Annotated in this window: 18 protein-coding genes; 2 read left to right on the top strand and 16 right to left on the bottom strand. The window is 68.3% G+C overall.

What is annotated here, in order from left to right:
- Window positions 1-2: 2 nt before the first annotated feature.
- The 15 genes from P2T65_RS01215 to P2T65_RS01145 all read right to left on the bottom strand — a co-directional run bounded on the left by P2T65_RS01215 (window position 3) and on the right by P2T65_RS01145 (window position 14,596).
- The gene (locus P2T65_RS01215) at window positions 3-371 is read right to left on the bottom strand and encodes a phage tail tube protein (protein WP_055460634.1); all 369 of its coding nucleotides are present in this window, start codon (window positions 369-371) and stop codon (window positions 3-5) included.
- A gap of 71 nt (window positions 372-442) precedes the next feature.
- Entirely contained in the window at window positions 443-1,948 is a 1,506-nt protein-coding gene (locus P2T65_RS01210; RefSeq protein ID WP_276199044.1) for a phage tail sheath subtilisin-like domain-containing protein, read from the bottom strand.
- A gap of 9 nt (window positions 1,949-1,957) precedes the next feature.
- Window positions 1,958-2,185, bottom strand: coding sequence for a hypothetical protein (locus tag P2T65_RS01205; protein WP_276199043.1), 228 nt, complete (start codon window positions 2,183-2,185; stop codon window positions 1,958-1,960).
- Between the two features lie 9 nt (window positions 2,186-2,194).
- The gene (locus P2T65_RS01200; protein ID WP_276199042.1) at window positions 2,195-2,983 is read right to left on the bottom strand and encodes a hypothetical protein; all 789 of its coding nucleotides are present in this window, start codon (window positions 2,981-2,983) and stop codon (window positions 2,195-2,197) included.
- A 17-nt stretch (window positions 2,984-3,000) separates the two neighbouring features.
- Entirely contained in the window at window positions 3,001-3,402 is a 402-nt protein-coding gene (locus tag P2T65_RS01195) for a hypothetical protein (protein WP_055460630.1), read from the bottom strand.
- A 4-nt stretch (window positions 3,403-3,406) separates the two neighbouring features.
- Entirely contained in the window at window positions 3,407-3,742 is a 336-nt protein-coding gene (locus P2T65_RS01190; protein ID WP_055460629.1) for a DUF2190 family protein, read from the bottom strand.
- Window positions 3,743-3,814: 72 nt separating this feature from the next.
- On the bottom strand, window positions 3,815-5,500 hold the full coding sequence (locus P2T65_RS01185) for a Mu-like prophage major head subunit gpT family protein (protein ID WP_055460628.1): 1,686 nt from the start codon (window positions 5,498-5,500) through the stop codon (window positions 3,815-3,817).
- A gap of 88 nt (window positions 5,501-5,588) precedes the next feature.
- Window positions 5,589-6,221, bottom strand: coding sequence for a hypothetical protein (locus P2T65_RS01180; protein WP_276199041.1), 633 nt, complete (start codon window positions 6,219-6,221; stop codon window positions 5,589-5,591).
- A 5-nt stretch (window positions 6,222-6,226) separates the two neighbouring features.
- Window positions 6,227-7,708 carry a phage portal protein gene (locus P2T65_RS01175; RefSeq protein WP_276199040.1) on the bottom strand — a complete coding sequence of 494 codons (1,482 nt, stop codon included), beginning with the start codon at window positions 7,706-7,708 and terminating at the stop codon, window positions 6,227-6,229.
- A 13-nt stretch (window positions 7,709-7,721) separates the two neighbouring features.
- Entirely contained in the window at window positions 7,722-7,895 is a 174-nt protein-coding gene (locus P2T65_RS01170) for a hypothetical protein (RefSeq protein WP_157672354.1), read from the bottom strand.
- A gap of 23 nt (window positions 7,896-7,918) precedes the next feature.
- Complete coding sequence (locus P2T65_RS01165) at window positions 7,919-9,976, bottom strand: terminase gpA endonuclease subunit (protein WP_276199039.1); 2,058 nt, start codon at window positions 9,974-9,976, stop codon at window positions 7,919-7,921.
- The gene (locus P2T65_RS01160; RefSeq protein ID WP_276199038.1) at window positions 9,973-10,527 is read right to left on the bottom strand and encodes an ArsR family transcriptional regulator; all 555 of its coding nucleotides are present in this window, start codon (window positions 10,525-10,527) and stop codon (window positions 9,973-9,975) included. The genes P2T65_RS01165 and P2T65_RS01160 overlap by 4 nt, the downstream gene beginning before the upstream one ends.
- Before the next feature lie 165 nt (window positions 10,528-10,692).
- Window positions 10,693-11,286 carry a phage tail protein gene (locus P2T65_RS01155; RefSeq protein WP_276199037.1) on the bottom strand — a complete coding sequence of 198 codons (594 nt, stop codon included), beginning with the start codon at window positions 11,284-11,286 and terminating at the stop codon, window positions 10,693-10,695.
- Between the two features lie 293 nt (window positions 11,287-11,579).
- Window positions 11,580-12,443 carry a hypothetical protein gene (locus P2T65_RS01150; protein WP_276199036.1) on the bottom strand — a complete coding sequence of 288 codons (864 nt, stop codon included), beginning with the start codon at window positions 12,441-12,443 and terminating at the stop codon, window positions 11,580-11,582.
- A gap of 389 nt (window positions 12,444-12,832) precedes the next feature.
- Window positions 12,833-14,596 (bottom strand): phage/plasmid primase, P4 family, encoded by a 1,764-nt coding sequence (locus P2T65_RS01145; protein WP_276199035.1) that lies wholly within the window; start codon window positions 14,594-14,596, stop codon window positions 12,833-12,835.
- Window positions 14,597-14,667: 71 nt separating this feature from the next.
- Between P2T65_RS01145 and P2T65_RS01140 the strand changes: the two genes are divergently transcribed.
- Both P2T65_RS01140 and P2T65_RS01135 read left to right on the top strand, forming a co-directional pair.
- Entirely contained in the window at window positions 14,668-14,910 is a 243-nt protein-coding gene (locus P2T65_RS01140; RefSeq protein ID WP_276199034.1) for a type II toxin-antitoxin system RelE/ParE family toxin, read from the top strand.
- 12 nt (window positions 14,911-14,922) lie between these two features.
- Window positions 14,923-15,312, top strand: coding sequence for a helix-turn-helix domain-containing protein (locus P2T65_RS01135; protein WP_276199033.1), 390 nt, complete (start codon window positions 14,923-14,925; stop codon window positions 15,310-15,312).
- Window positions 15,313-15,320: 8 nt separating this feature from the next.
- Here the strand turns inward: P2T65_RS01135 and P2T65_RS01130 are convergent, their stop codons facing one another.
- A complete protein-coding gene (locus tag P2T65_RS01130) occupies window positions 15,321-16,220 on the bottom strand; it encodes a hypothetical protein (protein ID WP_276199032.1) in 900 nt (299 codons plus the stop codon).
- Window positions 16,221-16,229: the final 9 nt, after the last annotated feature.

Raw genomic sequence — 16,229 nt, 5'->3', positions numbered from 1 at the left:
GGTCAGGCCCGCGACTTTCGATAGCTGCGGGCGAGGCCCTGGATTCCCGTCACCTCGCCGGTGCCCCGGTCGACGTTCGGGCGGCCGGTGAAGAGCGCGCCGGTCCAGGTGTGCACCGTGCCCGTGTGGTCTTCGATGCACGAGACGTTGAAGGGGCCATTGCGCATGATGGCGTCCCAGTCCACGTCCGCCGCATCCTCGAAGGTCGGCTCGAAGCCGTAGCCGGACGGCTTGTGCGAGGCTGACACGCTGTTGTCCTGGTTGACGATGCCCTCGACTTCGGTGTTCGAGGGCGTCGTCTTGATGGCGGCGCGCAGGATGAGGGGCGCGCCGTTGAAGGTGAAACGCATTTCGCCGCCGAAGCTGGCCATGGCGCCGGTCTCCCGTTGCGGATTGTGGAAGGGTGTGACCGGCCCCGCAGGGCCGGCCCGTCAGCGCCCGGTCAGGTGCGGACGTACTGCTGATAGATCGTCGCGTTGGCCGCGAGGACGTCGAGCGGGTTCACCCGGTCGAGCGGGGCGAACACGTCGATCCGGTTGGGGTTCTGCGCATTCCGCCGCACGTCGAGGCGCTGCACGAACTCCGGCACGTTCTCGAAGACGCCGCGCAGCACCAGCGCCTCGTAGGCGTGGATGAACGAGCCCTTGATGTCCTTCGGCGTCGTGATGGCCGCGAGGTTACCGGGGTTGTCGTCGGCGAGCGCCTTCTGCCCCTGCTCGTCGGCAAGCACGGTGCGGATGTAGGACAGGCCGCCCGACACCTGGAACAGCGCCTGGATGTCGCGGAAGGTCGAATCCGGCTGCCCGCTCGGCCCGAGGCGATACATCGTCACCAGCTTGTCGATCGCAACCTTGCCGTCGGCCGTGACCTTCCAACTGGAAATGCCGGACTTGTTCAGCGTGTTGCGGGCAGAGTAGCCCCACCAGGTGCTGCGGTCGCGCGGCGGGGCAAGGCCTTCGACGACAAGCCCCGTCTGGTTGCGCGAGACGTTGCCAGTCGCCACGTCCGACAGCCACGGGATGACCCTGGCCGCAGGGCCCGCCGCCCACAGCCAGGGCGGATGAGGCGAACCCGGCAGGCGCGGGATGGTCGTCGCATGCCGGTCGTTACGGCCGAGGCCGAGCGTCGTCTGCGCCGCCGTGTTGCCGGTATTGCAGCACAGGGCGTGACCATAGCTCTGCCGCATCCACGACCACCGGCCCGAAACATCGGACAGCGCAGTCTGGTAGGCGTCGAGCGAGGTGGTGTCGGCCCACGGCGAGACGATCATGTCCGCCGGGTCATCGCCGAGGGCAGCGAGAGCGGCGGCGAGGGACGGCGTACCGGCGCCGGCGGCGCCGGTGGCGATTGTGAGCGCCCCGGACGTGGCGAACCAGTTGCCCGAGATGTTCGTCGGCACGAAGAAGTCTTCCTCGGCCATGATCGCGCCCTTGTGGCGCGAGGTGACGGTGACGACCTCGGCCGCCGCGGCCGCGGTCACCGTCAGCATGGCGCCTGTGAGATCGTCGAAATAGCCGTTGATCGCCGCCGCGAGGGCCGTCGCCACATCCGCTGCCGCATCTCCCGGCGCGATTGTCACCGACAGGCGCTCGCCGCTGATGTCGATAACGCCGAGGCCGCCCGCCGTCGGCGGCGTGCCCACCGTCAGCGTCCAGGTCGGCGCCGTTCCTGTCTCCGGCACCGGCACCATCCAGATTTCCTGCGCCGGGGCGTTGCGGGCGGAGATGCGATACATCTCGCGCAGCATGGATCCGGGACCGGCGAGGGCGTCGGCTTCCGACAGCGACGTGACAACCGACGGCGTATTGTCGGCGAGCGACCCCGCGCTCGTCTTGTGGCCGATGAGGACGAGGCGGGAGACGCTGTCGTGCCAGCCCGCGCTGTTGATCTCGAAGCCGAAGAGCGGCGCGACGAGCCCCGACGGGATAAAGTTGAATCCGATGCTCATGGCGGTTCCTCAGCGCTTGGTCTTGGGGCTGGTGGCATTGGGGCTGGCGGGCACCTTCTCGGCGCCCTCCTCCGGCGGGCTCGCCTCGACCACCGAGCCGTCGGCGAGGCAGGCCATCCAGAAGGGATCGTCGGCATCGACCGTCATTCCCGCCGCCGGGAAGAGGCGGAAGTCGCGGTCGGGCATGGGAAGCTTGCTCGCCGGATCGGCGAGACGCGCGAAGATGCGGCGGGCCATGGGTGTTCCTCAGGTTGCACCGGGCGATTGGCCGGCTACTTGGGCGCGGACGTCATAGTCCTCGGCGGTCGGCATGCGGCCGATGCCGGCGAAGATGTCGATGGCCTCGAGCGGCACGAGGCCGGGCGGAGCCGGCACCAGGCCGGCGACGCGGTCGCAGATGTCGCGACCGTAGCTGCCCACCGGCAGGGCTTCCGCCACCGTGCGCAGCGGCTCGGGCAGCGTCGGCTCTGCGCCGGGCGCCGGCCATTCCGTCGCCCGCACCTGCACGGTGAAGGAGATGGTCCGAAAGGCGAGCCGCGTCGTCTTCTCGGCATCGCGCAGCGGCACCGATTCGATCGCCCGTACTTCCATGGCGATGCGTCGATAGAGCTCCGCCGACGGGGCCATGGAGCGTCGGTCAAGGGCGTAGCGCACCTGCGCCTCGAGCACGTCGAGGAGCGCCTCGTGCTCCGGATCCGTCGGTCCGACGTCGGCGACGCCGACCGTGCCGGTGCCGCCGTCCGGCAGGTCGATGACCACCGTTCCGCGCGCGGCGATGAGGGCCTCGACCACCAGCGTGACGATGGTCTCTTCGGGCCGGTGCCGGCCGGAACCCCACGGCGTGCCCTTGTCCTCCTCCGTGTAGACGAGGAGAATCGGGCGCGGCTTGTCCGGCACGAGCTGGTCGATGGGCACCTGCCGGCTGTCGTAGACGAGCCGGCCCGCCAGCGTCGGATAGGGGCCCGCCTCCTCGCTCGCCGCCGGGCAAAGCGCCTCGACGGCGGCAAGCCGCAGGGCAAGACGATGCAGGCTCATGGATCGACCTCACCGGATCAGGCGGTTTTCAGAACCCGGCACTGCAGGCGGCCCATGCCGTCGGGCGGCGCATTGGCGATGCGCCACGTGACGCCGTCGGCGAGCCGCACGAGCAGGTCGCCCTCGCGCACGTCGAGCGGTGGCTCCGCCTGGTTGCGCGGATCGATCTCGACGATCGGGTCGCCCGTGACCACCCCTGGCCGCTTGTCCGTGCGCTGGTCATATGCGTCCGGAGCCGAGACGGTGGTGGGCGCATCCCGATAGATGCCCACCACCTCACGCTCGGCCCTGTCCGGATCGGGCGCCGGCGCGCTGTTGACGCCGGCACGCCGCAGCGGCACGAGCCGCCACCGCTCGCCGTAGACGCCCTGCTGCACCCGCTCGGCGGCGGCATCGAGCCGCGCGAAGAGCGAGCCCATGGCGTCAGACGCCCGCCTGCCGCAACAGCACGTTGCCGGCGGTATCCGCCGAAGCGGCGGCCGCGGCAGCATAGCCGATGAACGTGTTGTCGGTCGCCGTGACCGTCACGTACTTGCTGGTGTCGTTCCAGTAGAGCTTGGCGCCCTCGGTCCAGGCGGAGCCCGTCGCCTTCGGCAGGCGAATGACGCCTTCGGTCTGGCCCTCGAAGGACTTGCCCTCACCCGTCGAAAACAGCGCCACGACGAAGAGCGAGCCGATGAGGTAGCCATTGCCACCGACGACGCCGCCGGCAGGAGCGGTCAGGGGAATGGTATCCCCGTGCTGAACATAGTTCTTCATGATGCCCTCGATTGATCTGCGCAGGTGGGATGGCCGGCCGGCGTCTGCCGGCCGGATGCGCGAGGGGCCGGCTTAGCCGGCCGCACCGGGGTTGCGATAAGCGCCGCGGAAGTCGATGGCGCCACAGCCGAAGTCATGCTCCAGCGAGATGCCGACGCCCGAGACGCCGAACGGGTTCTCGATGCGCATGCGCGGCGCCGTGTAGCCTTCCAGCAGCCCCCATTGGAAGACAGGCAGCGCCGACGGTTCGGCATAGAGCTCCCAGGCGTTGCCGGAGACCTGCGCCGTCGCCACCACCTCGAGGCGACCCGAGAAGGGGTTCACGTTCCCCGCCTGCTGCGGCTGGATCGACGAGGTGACCTGCTCGGCCTCGGTTTCCTTGTCCGGACCGACAAGAAGGATCCGCGGGGCGACGTTGATCGGCGCGCCGCTCATGTTCTTCTGTTTGCGCATCGCCGCCCGGGCCTTTCCGAGATTGGCGACGTCGATGACGGTACCCGCCCCGGCGAGGTTGCCGTGATCGGCGTGGAATACCGTCTTGTTGTCCTCTTTCAGCGTCGGGCCGAGGCCGGACGCCACACCCTTCATGGCGTAGAAGGTCTGCTCCTCGAAGAGAGCAACCGTGTCGCCATAAGAGCCGAGCACCTGGTCGATCGCGCCGAGGTGGTCGTTCACCAGCATCTGGCGGGTGAGCGCGAACTGCACCGCATAGGGCGCGACAACCACCGTCTCCTTCGCCTCGCCGAAGGTGCCGAACTTGATCTTGCCGCCCTCGCCGACCGGCTGCAGCATCGGGAAGTCACCGACCCGCACCACGTCGTGGGGGCGGAAGTCGACGAAATTGCGCTGCACCGAGATGCGCCGGTAGGTCGGCTGCGCCTGGATATAGCGTGCCTGCAGCACGCGATTGATGGACCCCTCGAAGATGATCGGGAAATCCGTCGTCGTGTGGAAGGCGCGGCGCAGCACCTCCTCGCGTTCGGCAAAGGAGCGCGGCATGGAGCGCTCGCCCAGAACTTCGGCGGCCATCTCCGCAAGCCCATGGCGCGCGAAGGATTGCGCCGGCCCCGAGAGGGCGCGGACGACCTCGAGGCGTCCCTCGTCGTTCCGGCGCACGGCGGCGACACCGCCAATGCGGAACGAGAGCGCCTCGGAGAGGGCGGCACGGCGCGTCTCGGTCTCGTCGCGCTCGACGCGTACCGAGGAGGTCGCGCTCGACGACGCCCGGGCCGCCATATGGTCGAAAGCCCTGCGGCGGAACTCCTCCACCGTCTGCCCGGACCGCACTGCGCCGTCGATATCCTCGCGGGCCATGCCTGCGCGCGTGCCGAGGTCCATGATCTCGGCCGAGCGCGCGCGTTCCGCGGCCAGGTCCGGAGCAGGCGCAGGCGTCGGCGAGCGGGCGGCGTCAGCCCGCTCCATGGTGGCGATCTCGCCATTCACGCGCTCGAGCTCGCGCAGCAGCTCCCCGTGCTCGCCCTCAATGCGCCGGGCGTCGTCCGTCGGCGTGTCGTCCTTCACTTCGGCGATCTTGGCAGCCGCCCGCGCAGTCAGGTCATCGCGCTGCGCGCGAAGGGCAAGAAGCGCCGGATTGGCAAGCGCCATCGCGTCCTGCAGCCAGGACACAGCGGCATGGCCGTCGATGCCGGACTGGACCGGAACAATGGCGGCGAAGGCTTCCGGCGAAAACGCCGAGAGGGCAAGACTGGTGATCACGGCGCATGCGATGAGCACTGCCGCGAGTTTGATGGTCTTCATTGACCGTCTCCTCAGGGTTTGATCATCCGGGGGCAATGCGCCGTGGACCCTGCCGCCCCGGCGGCGGGCAGGTAGCGAACTGGTGGTCTCAGGCGATGCCGAGGCCGGCCGCCCGCATCCGCATGCGGGTGGCAATCGACGCGGTTCCGATGGTCGCGGCACGCGTTTCGAAGGTGCAGTCGAAGGAGCCGCGATCCTCGCTGCGCACCCGCGCATTCGGATCGGCGCCAACGGTCACGCTGGAGATCTCATAAGGCTCCCAGTCGACCGCCCGCCGCACCAGGCGGTTGTCTGCGTCCCGCTCCTGCTCGAAGCGATGCACCCGGTAGCCGACCGAGACATTCTTGCGGATGCCGTCGTCGATCAGCGCGAAGGTCCGGTCCGCATCGGCATCAATGCCCGCCTTCGGGAATCGGATGAGCGCGCGGCCTTGACTGCCGTCGAGCCAGGCCCGCTCGACAACTCCCATGCCGCGCCAGTGCTCGCTGAGGAAGGGCGCCGCGCCGCTCGCCAGGCGCTCCATGCGAATGGCATTGGGGCTGACAACCAGTTCCTCGACGAACAGCTCGTCCGTCCAGAAATCCCGACGCAGGACCGGGGCACCGGTGGTCCAGATGACCTCGAAAGTGCGCCGGCCTCCGTCGATGCTTGTGACACCGGCCTCGCGCACAAGAAGGGGGATGGAGCGATTCTCCACCCCTGTCGGCTTTTGGTGCTTCATGGTGCTCAGCCTTCGTCCTCGCGCCGCCCCTCGGGCTCGCTCGCCTGCGCTGCGCCGGTTTGCGTGGTGCGGCGCGGATCCGTATCGAGGATCACGCCCATCTCGTCCGCGGCCTTCCAGAAGTCGGCAGTCGCCTGCAGGACCTCGTCAGGGTCGTTGCCCCAGGAGGCGATGAACTCCTGCGGCGTCATGCGCCCCGATCGCACGGCCAGGATATCGGCCTGCATGTCCTTGAGCGGATCGACCGGCTCGTTCGCCGGCATGATGTATTCCCGCGTGTAGGGTGCGACCCGCCGGCGCAGCTTGCCGGCCATAATCGCCGTCTCGAGGAAGCGCTCGACCACGGGTTCCATCAGCTTCGGCACGACGCACAGCCACTGCAGCTGTTCGACCAACCGCCGGTGCTCGATCCGGCCGGTCTTCATCGACGAGTAGTTCGCCCGCCGCAAATCCCCCGTCAGCTGGTCGTAAGTGATCATGCCGCCGGCCGCGATCCCCTGCAGGGCCGACAGGGCGATGGGTTCGAACTGGCTTGTGCTGGCCGGTGCGAAGGCCTGAACCGTCTCCCCATCGCGGAACCGCATTGTCATGCCGGGGCGAAGGCGATCAATCGGCTCCGGTGCCTCGCCCTGCGCTACTGTGCCGGGCAATCCGGTGCGCCCATCGGAGCTTGTGATGAGGAGCCCTATGCAGGCTTCCATCCGCGCCTTCACGACGACCGCGTCCATGAGATCCGCGAAGTCGCGCGCCGTCATCATCATGGGCGCCATCAGCGGCACACCGCGGACCTGCCCGGGCCGAAGGGCGCGGAAGAGATGGCAGAACTCCGACCGCGGAATGAAGCGCGACAGCGACAGCCCGCTTGCACCACCCACCGAGACGGCGGCCTCGCCAGGATGGCGGGGAAAAATATAGAACCCCTCCCGCGCGTCCCACTCACCGAGCACGACACCCAGTCTCACTCGCCGCTCGTCAACGAGGCCGTCGCGCGTCTCGTCGATAAAGTCGCCCTCGAGCACCTGCAGGCGGAGTGGCACACCCGGCGTGTCGAGCGGGCGAGGCACGAACCGCACCAGGCTGTCGCCGCCTTCGAGCATGGCCCGAACGGCGGCGAGCTGCTGCCCGGCGAAGTCAATCTCGCCCTCGACGTCCGAACGCTTGATCCACTCGTTCCAGAGCCGTTGCGCCGTCTTGTCCTTGAACTTGACGACGATGCCCGTGCCGACGACATGGGCGCAGAGCACGTCGAGCATGCGCTGCCCGATCCACGTGTTCCGCGACATGTCGCGGGAGCGATCGCGGAGCGGCTTCAGCGCGGTCGACAGGGCCGCATTGGCCGAATCGGCGCCGCGCTTGAAGCTTGCCCCGCGGCGGCCGCGGTTGGCCGCGTCGTAGGACCGCCAGGCGTCGATGGCCGCAAAGGTCCGCAGGCGCGCGGAAGCGGCCCCGGGCGCCACCCAGGCGAGAGCCTTGAGAATGCGGGACACGACGTTCTCCCGGTCAATCGCGCGAGTGTTCGGCGTAGGACACGATGCAGCGGTCGCGGCCTGCGAGCTCATCCTCCACCTTGGCGAGCATGGATTCGATCTCGGCCTGCGAGCGATAGGTGACTTCGCGGCCGTCCGCGTAGCGCACCTTATGCGCCCCGGTCGCCAGAGCCCGGCGAAGCGTCACGGCATCTTCCTGTGTGAACATGGTCAGTCCAGCCAGTTGCTCAGATCGCGCCCGATCCAGTCGCCATCCCGAGCGGCGGGTTTCGTCACCTCAGCAGCGGGGCCGGGTGAGGCGTTCGGATTGTCTCGGGCCGGATCGGCCGCAGCCTCCTGCCGCGGCGTGAACAGGTCCGCCCGCGACAGCTCCTCAGGCAACCCTCGCCGCCGCGCGAGCGCCGCCCACTCTTCCGGGGTCGATGACGACAGGCCGAGATATTCGGCGAGCGCCAGGTTGTAGACCCGGCAGTCGAGCAGGTGATTGTTGCCCGTGTCGACCCAGCGTCGGCCGGCGACGCGTCCGCGAACGATCACGTCCTCGAGCCGCTCGTCGGTCAGCTGCTTGAAATAGGCCTCGTCGAGCCACGCGCCGAAGTGACAATAGCCCGGCGGATTGGCCGGCTGGTTGGACATGACGCCGAGCAACTGCAGGTCGGCATAGAACGAGCCCTTGAGGGGCCACGTGCCGACCGGCCAGAGCTTGGCGCCTTGCTTCACCTTCTGCCCGTCGAGGTCGATGTCGACGAGCCGCGGCGTGCCGATGGCCGGGTGCCCCCAGCCGTCCCGGCCATCGACCGCCAGGATGAGGTCGCGGCCCGTGTCCGGGTGCAGACGCTGGTTGTTCCGCACCCAGGAATAGACCACATGCGAGCGATAGCCGGCGTCGACCGCAAGCGCGTCGATGCGGCGAGGCCGGTCCCACGCATCTTGGAAGGTCCGGTCGATCGTCGCCGTCCGGAGCTTCTGGAAGGCCTCGCCCGTCGGCTGCGAGGTGTCGCCGTCGAGAAAGTCGACCTCGACGGTCCACGTCTGTCGGTCGGCGCCGACCGCGATGACCTCCAGCCAGATGCCGCGCATCTGCACGTCGGCGGCCGCGACGAGCAGGAGGCCGCCGGCCGGCACGCGCCCGCGCCGCACCTCCGGGTCGCGGCGGGCCATCAGCTTTTCATGGTCCGGGGCGTCGCCGCGGAACCGGAAAGGCCGGCCCAGCGTGAGGTTCGAGTAGTCCTTGCGGCCCCGCTCGCCACGCTTCTCGGCCTTGATCTTGTCCTCGGCGATCGCCTCGTAGCTCATCATCAGCGAGATGAAGGCGTCGATGTGGAAGCCGGGGTGCCGATCTGGCCCTTCAGCCGTCGGCCGCCAGTGGCAATCGCCCGACTTCAGCGCGGCGACCCGCTCCGTTTCTGTGATCCCGTGACCGCAGTGGTCGCACTGGTAAGCAGAGCGGTGCGGATGCTTCTCGTCGACCTGGAAGCGGTCCGGATTGTGCGTGAAGAACGATCCGCACTCCGGGCACGGCAGGAAATAGAACCGCTGGTCCGACCGCTTGAAGGAGCGGTCGATGCGGCAATGACCCATCGCCTCGCCGAGCTCGTCGCCGGTGTCGATCTCCGGCGTCGAGATTTCGAGGATCTTGTAGCTTTTCGTCCGGCGGAACGCCGTGAAGCGCCCTTCGAACAGCGTTTCTGGATCGCCGAAGCCGGGGATGTCTTGCCACTTCGACAGTTCGTCCTTGATGCCCTTCTTCGCGGTCTTGGACGACAGGTCCATGACGGAATTGGCGTTGCCGAGCCACAGACGGCCGCCGGGAAACACCTTCTCGTAAGTCGTCGAGCCGGCGCCGGAGCGCGACGTCTGCTCGGCGATGACGGTCCGCTTGATGTGCTTGTGCCAGGCCTTGATGAGGGGCCCGAGCTTTGCGGAGTTGAGGTCGCGCAGCATGTCGATGCCGGGCGCGACATAAAGCGTGTTCGCCGGCTCGCGGTCGGCGATGTAGAGGCACCAGCCGAGCGCCAGGATTGACGCGCCGGTCTGCTGCGACTTGCGCACCGTGACGAGGTTGCACGGGTGGTCGTCGCCAAGGCAGTCGGCGATCTCGCCGAGATAGGGCGCGCCCGCCAGCGTCCACAACTCGCCGGCATTCGGCCCGTCGACGAGCACGAGGTTCTGGCTCATCCACCGCGACAGCGGCACCGGCTTCTGCGGCCGGATGGCGCGCGAGAACCCGCCGGCGACGAGCACCGCGGCGTCGGGATGTCCTGTCATGGCTCGGCCGGTTCGGGTTCCGTCTCGTCTTCGCTGCGCCTGGTCACGGCGACCTTGTCGAGTGCCTTGGCGATATCCTCGCGCATGGCGCTGGCGAGTTTCTTGAGGGCGACCCGCAGCCCGTGCGAGCCGTCTCGCGCGACGGCCGCGGCCAGATCGTCCGCGGACGTCGGCAGGCGGTCGATCACGCTGGCGATGGCTGCCCCGCTCTCCGCGACGATGCTCTCGACGGCGGCGACGGGCACGAGCCTGCCCTTCATCTCCTCGAGCTCAATGCGGCGTCGCTCGGCCTCGTGCCAGGTCTTCTGGCGCAGGGCCTCGTCGTAGCTCTCGCTCGGAGGCGGCTGCGGCAATTCCTGCTGCCGCGGCGCCTGCACCTTCGACGGATCCCCGTACCGGCCGCGCAGGTGGTCATACTCGGCCACGTTCAGGGCGACCACGCGCCCCTGCCCGTCACGCTCGACGGCAAGGCCGTGCCGCTCGACGAGGTCCTTGACCTTCTTCGAGACGGCCTGTTTCGACACCCCGTCCCGATCGGCGACCTGTTTCACCGTCCACATGACGGCGCGAGGCGCGTCAACCGGAGTTGTCGGCGTTGTCAACATCGTCAACCCTGATTTTTGACCTGCCTTACTGGCAAAATCTCGCGGGCCGCGCCCCCGTGGCGCCCTCCCCGGGGGGAAGGACCCGTGAAACATCCGTCGTGAAACATCGCGTCAGACCCCGTGGCGGGCCTTCACGCGGTCGATCTCGCGGCCGATCTCGTGCAGGGCCAGCGGCAGGATGACCTCGCCGACCTTGTCCGTGATGACCTTGGCCGCGTCCTTGTTGAACCCGACCTTGCGCTCGTCGAGCAGCGGGCGCGGCACGGACGGGCCGTAGAGCTGCTTCAGCGGCAGCCGCTTCTTCGAGGTCCGCGCGAAGATGCCGATGTGACCGTTCGGCATCTTGGCGATGAACGCGCCGCGGTGCATGCCCCAGCGCCCTGCCACAACGCCGCTCGGCAACAGGAACGGCTTGCCGCCTGCCGCCAGCGCGTAGCGGAACAGGGTGAGGTAGCGCCCGGACACCGTCAGCATCGCGGTCGGCCGTGCCGCCGAGGCGTTGAACACCACGGTAGCGCTGCGCACGTAGCCGTAGGGCAGTTGCGTGCTCTTGACGATGAAGCGCACCCACTGTGTGCGGGCCTGCGCCACGGCCTTGTTGATGGCCCTGGCATAGGCGGCGTTCCGGCGCTCGACAGGCACGAGATCGCGGAAGGCGCGTTCGAGCTTGTCAAAGGTGTCGGTCACGCGGACCGTGACGCTCATCGCCGCAGCCTCGCTCGTGCCGCCGCCACCCGTTGCGCGAAGGCCGACGATGCGTCCTGCGCGGCGGACCGCACGACGCTGCGCACCTCGTCGAGGGCGCGGGCGCCATCGCCACGCACGAGCGCGGCGGCGGAGCGGCCAAGGGCGGCACGACGTTCGGCACAACCTCCGCACATGCCCGCCTCCAACGCAAAAACCCCGCGCGGGCGACCCGGCGGGGCTTCTTCGATTTCAAACCTTTTCGTGTGTGGTGACCATCGGCGAAATAAAGGTCGCGCGCAAGCCCCTTTTTCCTATCGCCGCGCCCGCCGCGGCCGCACCTCCTTGCCCTGCAACGGTTTCAGCATGCTTTGGAGGATGCGCGGCCCGGCCTCTCCCGCCTCCCACGGGCGCAGCGGGCGCGGCGAAGGCCGCACGTCGACTGATTCGAGCCGGCCCGAAAGCTCCTCGCTCAGCAGGTCGAGCGCCGCCCGCCACACCTCGTATTCCGCCCGCTCGACGAGGCCCGCGACCGGGTCCGGCACGAGGCGCGTCTTCTGATAGGCGCCGGGACGCGGCCGGCGGCGCGTATAGCTGTAGCCGTCCACCTCGACGATGCGCTGCACGCGCTCGCCGCTGACGGTCTCTTCCCAGATCACGTCCCGCATGAACCACGCCGGCTGGCCGGTCTTGCCACGGCGCACCACCTCGACGGCCGGCGCCTCCATCTCCCAGTCCGGGCACCCGCCGAGAATGGCGTGCTTCTCGACGAGGCGGCGCGGCGTGCGGCGCAGGCGGCGGCGGTCCTGGGCGTCGATGACGGTGACGCTGGCAATGGCGCGGGCGACCGCCTCCCGCCCGAGGTCGCCGAGGTCGCCGAGGTCCGCCATCGGGTTCCAGTCCTCGGGCAGGTCGATGACGAGTTCGTCGAGCGCCCGCACCCGCTCGAAGACGATGAGGGCGTCGTCGTGCGGCCCGCCGGTGGAGAGGAGGTCCGGCACGACGCCGAAGCCGTTGTCGTCGATGACCGTCAGCAACTCGACGAAGGTCTCGACGCTGTCCCACCCGGCGCTCATGCCGCGCGAGAGGCCGGCCCGCACCGGCGCCGCCTTCGGCAGCTCATCCCGGTAGGTCCACCGCAGCACCGCCTCGATATCCATCACCCTCTTAGCCGTCATCGCCGCCGCTCCTTCGCCGTCAGGGAGGCAAGGGACGCAAGGGAGGATCGCAGGGAGGCAAAAAACCGGCCAACCAATCCTCTAACCCTTTGCGCCCTTTCCTCTTTTTTCCTTCGCTTCGCTCATAGGGAGGATAGGGAGGCAGAAGTGTCGTGATATGTGAGAGAAGAAGAACGCTTCAAACCTGATGAAGCGCCTTAATTTCACACGTACACGCCCGGATTGCCTCCCTAGCCTCCCTACCGTCCCAACTTGCTGAAATCCTTCGCACTTCCTCAGGGAGGCAGGCGAACCGCGCACCCGCCAGCCTCCCTAGCCTCCCTCGCTCGCCCGCCCTCCAAAGAAAAAAAGATCAATTTTTAAGAAACGGGCCCCGTCGCAGTCGCGGCTCAGCCGTCGCCGTCGCCACCATGGGTGTGCGAGGGCGGCCGGAAGTCGTCCTTGATGCGCAAGCCGCGATAGAGGCTCATGCCCATCGACTTCGCCTTGCGGAAGCCGAAGGCCGCCGCCTTCAGCGGCAGGTTGCGGTTGAAGGTCGTGGGGCCCCACGCGTTGAAGCCCGCCCGCTCGCAGAACACCTTGAAGGAGGCGTGCGCCTCGCCCGGCGTCACCATGTCGGTGTCGTCGCCGGTGACGATGCAGGCTTCCCGCACCCAGGCGCTCACCGGGTCCGATTCCTCGCGATATTCGTCTGTCGCCGCCCGCACGGCCTCGGGAATGCGCAGCCCCTCCTGCAGGTAGGACAGCGCCCCCGCCACGAGCCAGTTGAGGATGCCGGCGCGCTCCTCCCACAGCTTGTCCGGCAAGGCGCGGTCGATCTCCTCCTTCGGGATCTGCACGAGGAAGGGCACCAGCAGCACGCGCCGCCAGATGCCGTCGTCCGTGCCCTTGATGGTCGGCTTGTGGTTGCCGGAGACGATGAGCTTGAAGGTGGGATAGACCTCGACGAAGTCCCGGTGCAGGTGCCGCACGAGGATGGGCTCGCCCGAGGTGAGCGATTTGACCATGGCCTCTCGGAACTGCATGGACTGCTCGGGCTCGCTGGCGCGCACCAGGCGCGTGCCCGGCAGGCGGGCCAGCTCGGGCGTTGCCTCCGATCCCTTGCGCCGGTCCTCGCCGGCCAAGGTCTCGAAGGGCACCGTTGCGGCATAGTCGGCGAGAAGCCGGCAGATCAGGTCGACGAGGGTCGACTTGCCGTTGCGCCCCTGCCCGTAGAGAAAGACGAAGACCTGCTCACCGGTGAGCGCGGTCAGCGCATAGCCGAGATAGCGCTGCATGAACGCGCGCACCTCGTCGTCCGGCAGCACGGTCTCGATAAAGCGCAGAAAGTTCGGGCACTCCGCCGCCTCGTCATAGGCCACCGGGATAAGCTTCGAGATGAGGTCCTCGCGCCGGTGCGGGTCGAGCTGCACGGTCCAGATGGCCTTCTTGCCCTCGCCCTCTTTGACGAGCCGCACGGTGCCGTTGTCGCAGTTGATGGCGAGCGGGTCGGCATCGAGGTCGGAGACCGATTTCGCCACATAGACGGCCGCCTCCCGCAACATGTTGTCGATCTTGCCCGAGGACGCCGAGGTCTTGCCGTAGCGCACGCGCTTGGCCCTCCGCTCGGAAATGGCCTTGGCCGCCTCCGCGCCGATGCCGACCACCTCGCCGAGGCGCAACAGCTCCAGCTCGTCTTCCGGCGAGCGCTTGCGCCCGAGCTTCTTCAGCTCCCGAAAGCGGGGAAAGGCCTCCTCCGCCGCCGCCACGGCCGCCTGCTCCTCCTGCGTCGGCTCCACGAGCGACGCCTCGAGGCGGATCTGCTCCACCGTCTTGTGCGCCAGCGGGCGAATGCTGGAGCCCTCGACGTCCTCCGCCCAGCGACGGCCGTCGAAGACGTGGAAGCCGATGCGCATGACGGAGATGACGTCATTCCGGCAGCGGTGGAGGAAGCGGCGGGCATTGCCGATGTCGGTTTCCGGCTCGGCGGCGCAGCGGCGCACCATGTCCCAATCGACAGGCTCGCCCCCGTCCGCCGGCGGCTCCCCGGGCCCATGGCCGCCATCGCCGCCATCGGGTGTGAGAGGGCCACCACCGTCGCCGGCCGGCGCCACGTCCACGGGCTCGGCATTCTCGACGATCTCGGCAATCGTGCGCAGGGGATCGTCCGTCATGCCGCCACCAACCCGCCAAAATATTGCTTATAGCTATTTACAGCGATATTGCTATCGGCTATAAAGGAGCCATGAAGACGGTCACCTACACCCTCGCCGCCCGCCGCTCCCTCCGGAAGCTTCCGGGCGATGTCCGCCAGCAGGTCGAGGCCAAGCTCGCCCGCTATGCCGAGACCGGCGCCGGCGACATCAAGGCCCTGTCGGGCCAGCCGGGCGCCCGCTTGCGGGTTGGCGATTACCGGGTGATCATCATCGAAACCGTAGCCGCCGTTGAGGTCCACGCCATCGGACACCGGCGCGAGATCTACCGCTGAAAGGAGGCCCCCATGGGCAAGCCGCAGATCATCCACACCGACGGCGAGGACCTCGTGGTCCTCTCCCGCCGTGATTACGAGGCGCTGTGCGCCCGCGCTGGCGAGGAGGCCGCCGAGGACGCGATGACCGCCCGTATCGTCGCCGAGACGCGCGACGCTATCGCTCGTGGCGATGATGTCGCCCTGCCGGGCGCGGTCTGGGACGCAATCGAGGCCGGCGAGAACGCGGTGCGCGTCCTGCGCAAGCACCGCGGCCTCACCCAGGCCGCGCTCGCTGAGGCCGTGGGTGTGTCCCAGGGCTACATCGCCGAGCTCGAGGGCGGCCGGAAGTCCGGCACGCCCGAGACGCTGCGCGCCCTCGCCAAGGCCCTCGGCGTCCCGCTCGACGTGCTGGTGGAGTGAGGGTGCGCTCATAGACCGCACCCCGCTTCGCAGACCATGAGCATGCCATGACCGCGCTCTGCGGCGGTGGAAAGGTCCACCTCGGCGAGCGGCTGACGTGAGCTGTGCAGGAACTCCAGCTCGCGCATTCCCGGCGTGCTTCGGATCAGGCGGTCGATTTCGACCGCCTCAGCCCAGCCCTCCGGGTCGTTGTCACGTAGCCAGCGCCATTCCGAGTCGCTTCGGTACGGGCAAAAGATGCAAGCGCTCTTCGGTGGCACGCGGAGACCGCGCTCAGAAAGCCACCGGACGCAGTCCTGGCGCGACATTCGCATCTCGAGCAGCGGATATCGGTTTACAACCCAGCCTGCGAACGCGGCGCCGGCGCGCACAACCTCGTCCGTGCTGATGCCGATCCAGACCTCGCACGAGCGAGCTGGAATGCGCTGCCGGGGCTTGTACCCGAGGAGGTCACGCTGTCGGCGCTCCAGCGGCTCAGTCTTGAATTCGCGCGTGCACTGCCGCCGCCCTTGGCCCCCGTTGGAGGTAAAGAACGGCGCGGCGACGAACCGCTTCCCGCTTCCGAAGCCACGGTCACCAGTCGATCTCGCCCGAATTGTCTCGGTGAGCGCCATCTCCTCTCCGACACGCAGAAACTGGACATAGTTGCTCGCCTGCCGGACGCGTTCCTCCATGCGCGCGACATGCTCGCGCGTCCGCTGACCATCATTGTTTTCCGCGTAGATGATGGCATCGACCCACGGCAGCACCCCGGCGATCATCATCTCGACAAGCGTCGTCGACTGGATCCCGCCTCCGAACGAGAGTGTCCGCAGCTTTGCACCCTCGACCGGTCCCCAGGACCAGCCGCCGCGACGGACGCGGGGCTTCTTCGGGGCGGCAGGAGACGTCAAGGCAAATTCGTTCATTGCGTCCTC

Source organism: Chelatococcus sp. XZ-Ab1 (assembly GCF_029309855.1).
GTDB classification, from domain to species: domain Bacteria; phylum Pseudomonadota; class Alphaproteobacteria; order Rhizobiales; family Beijerinckiaceae; genus Chelatococcus_A; species Chelatococcus_A sambhunathii.
This window is presented reverse-complemented; position numbering and strand designations above follow the sequence as displayed.